General features: G+C 72.7%; 4 protein-coding genes and 1 pseudogene. All 5 read left to right on the top strand.

All coding sequences use genetic code 11. From position 1 onward, the window contains the following. Positions 1-298: pseudogene (locus AB0O00_RS36210) on the top strand (ketosynthase chain-length factor); the annotation flags it as partial. A 29-nt stretch (positions 299-327) separates the two neighbouring features. Further along, the gene (locus AB0O00_RS36205; RefSeq protein WP_363658955.1) at positions 328-585 is read left to right on the top strand and encodes an acyl carrier protein; all 258 of its coding nucleotides are present in this window, start codon (positions 328-330) and stop codon (positions 583-585) included. Between the two features lies 1 nt (position 586). Further along, complete coding sequence (locus tag AB0O00_RS36200) at positions 587-1,042, top strand: SRPBCC family protein (protein ID WP_363658954.1); 456 nt, start codon at positions 587-589, stop codon at positions 1,040-1,042. 5 nt (positions 1,043-1,047) lie between these two features. Then, positions 1,048-1,368, top strand: coding sequence for a TcmI family type II polyketide cyclase (locus tag AB0O00_RS36195; RefSeq protein ID WP_363658953.1), 321 nt, complete (start codon positions 1,048-1,050; stop codon positions 1,366-1,368). Between the two features lie 344 nt (positions 1,369-1,712). Then, positions 1,713-2,177 (top strand): hypothetical protein, encoded by a 465-nt coding sequence (locus tag AB0O00_RS36190; protein WP_363658952.1) that lies wholly within the window; start codon positions 1,713-1,715, stop codon positions 2,175-2,177. The last annotated feature ends 148 nt before the right edge of the window (positions 2,178-2,325 follow it).

The raw sequence follows: 2,325 nt of genomic DNA, 5'->3' as shown, positions 1-2,325 counted from the left end.
GGCCCTCGCCCTCGCCGACGCCCTCGGCCCGGCCGCCGAGCGCGTCCCGGTCACCGCGCCCAAGACCGGCACCGGCCGCGCCTACTGCGGCGCCCCGCTGCTGGACGTCGCCGCCGCCGTCCTCGCCATGGAGGACGGCGTGCTCCCGCCCACCCCCAACGTCACCGAGGTCTGCCACGACCTCGCCCTGGTGACCGGCCGCGCCCGGCCGGCCGAACTGCGCACCGCACTGGTGCTCAGCCGCGGGCTGATGGGCTCCAACTCCGCGCTGGTGCTCCGGCGCGGGGAGCGGGCCTGAACCACCCCCGTTCTGAGAAGGGACACCCCGTGAGCAAGACCCTCAGTTACCCCGAGCTGGCCGCCCTGCTCCAGTCCCGGGCCGGCGTCACCGTCGACCCCGGCGAACTGGAGCGCCCCGGCTCGTACTTCGACGACTTCGGCGTCGACTCGCTCGGCCTGCTCGGCGTCGTCGGCGAGCTGGAGAACCGGCACGGCCTCAAGGTCACCTCGGGCGCCGAATCCGCCAAGACCCCGGCCGAGTTCGTCCAGCTCGTGAACGCCTCCCTCGCCCCGAAGGGTGCCTGACATGCCCGGACACACCGACAACGAGATCGTCATCGCCGCGCCGCTCGACCTGGTCTGGGAGATGACCAACGACCTGGAGAACTGGCCGGACCTCTTCAGCGAGTACGCCTCCGTCGACGTCCTGGAGCGCGACGGCGACAGCGTCCGCTTCCGGCTCACCATGCACCCGGACGAGAACGGCAAGGTGTGGAGCTGGGTCTCCGAGCGCACCACCGACAAGGCCTCGCTCGCCGTGCGCGCCCGCCGGGTCGAACCGGGGCCGTTCGAGTTCATGGAGATCCGCTGGGAGTACGCTGAGGTCCCGTCCGGCACGAAGATGCGCTGGATCCAGGACTTCGCCATGAAGCCGACCGCGCCGGTGGACGACGACGGCATGGTCAACCACATCAACAAGAACTCCCGGATCCAGATGCAGCTGATCCGCGAGAAGGTCGAGCTCAGGGCCGGGGAGAGGTGAGCGGCGTGCACCGCGCACTGATCGTCGCCCGGATGAAGCCCGAGGCGGCCCCCGACATCGCCGAGGTGTTCGCCGACTCCGACCGGGGCGAACTGCCGCACCTGATCGGCGTCACCGGCCGCAGCCTATTCCAGTTCGGCGACGTCTACCTCCACCTCATCGAGGCCGACCGCCCGCCGGGCCCGGCCGTCGCCAAGGTCCTCGGCCACCCGGAGTTCCGGACCGTCAGCGACCGCCTCACCGCCTACGTCCAGGCGTACGACCCCGCCACCTGGCGCGAGCCGAAGGACGCGATGGCGCGCGAGTTCTACCGCTGGGACCGCTGAGCTCCCGCTGAGCCCCCGCTGGGCTCCCACCGGAGTACCCGCGACCCTCCTGGGCCCGCCCCCGGCCGACCGCCGGGGGCGGGCCCACGCGTGCCCGGATCCACCGCCCCGCACCGACGGTCCGCGGCCGCCCGTAACCCCCGTTCACCCGGATCGCCCGCGCACCCGGGTGAACACGCCCGGGAGTCCATCCGAAAGGCGCACCGGCCGCGCGGGCCCTGCACTCCTCCGGTGGCAGGCGGCGGCACGGTGGTTGACGGTGGATCAGGCGCAATCCCCGCGAATCCCCTTGTCCGGCAACCCCGCCGGCGGTCGCGGGCCAGCGCGCCGGAAGGATCATCCTCATGCGTTCTGCACGCACGCTGCTCGCCGGGGCGGCCGTCGCCGCCGTCCTGACCGTCGGCACCCCCCTGGCCTTCGCGGACGGATCCAACGACCAGGGCAAGAACCTCACCTGGCAGGAGAAGCAGCCCGACAAGGGCACCGGCTCCGAGGAGCACAAGGGCAAGGAGGAGCCCAAGGGGTCCTCCTCCACCGAGGAGCACAAGGGCTCTGAGGAGCACAAGGGCAAGGAGGAGCACAAGGGCTCTGAGGAGCACAAGGGCTCTGAGGAGCACAAGGGCAGCGAGGCCTACGGCGACAAGGGCGAGGAGCACAAGGCCCCGCACGGCGGCGTCCACACCGGCGGCGGCGGCCTGTCCCTCTCCGGCGGCGGCCTGGCCTCGGGCGCGGTCCTGCTGCTCGGCGGGCTCGGCGCGGGCGCCTACGCGCTGCGCCGCGGCCGCCGCACGGGCGGCGTCGCCGTCTGATCCCCACCGTCGCCCCTGGGCACCGCCCCGCCACCGCGGGGCACGCGCGGGGGCGAAGGACCGTTCTACGAGAGGGATGTGACACTGCCGCCTCCATGGGCTCCGAGAAACGCCCAGGAGACTCCCACGACGGACGGGACCGGCAAAC

It is taken from the genome of Kitasatospora sp. NPDC093558 (genome assembly GCF_040683475.1).
Taxonomy (GTDB): Bacteria; Actinomycetota; Actinomycetes; order Streptomycetales; family Streptomycetaceae; genus Kitasatospora.
This window is presented reverse-complemented; position numbering and strand designations above follow the sequence as displayed.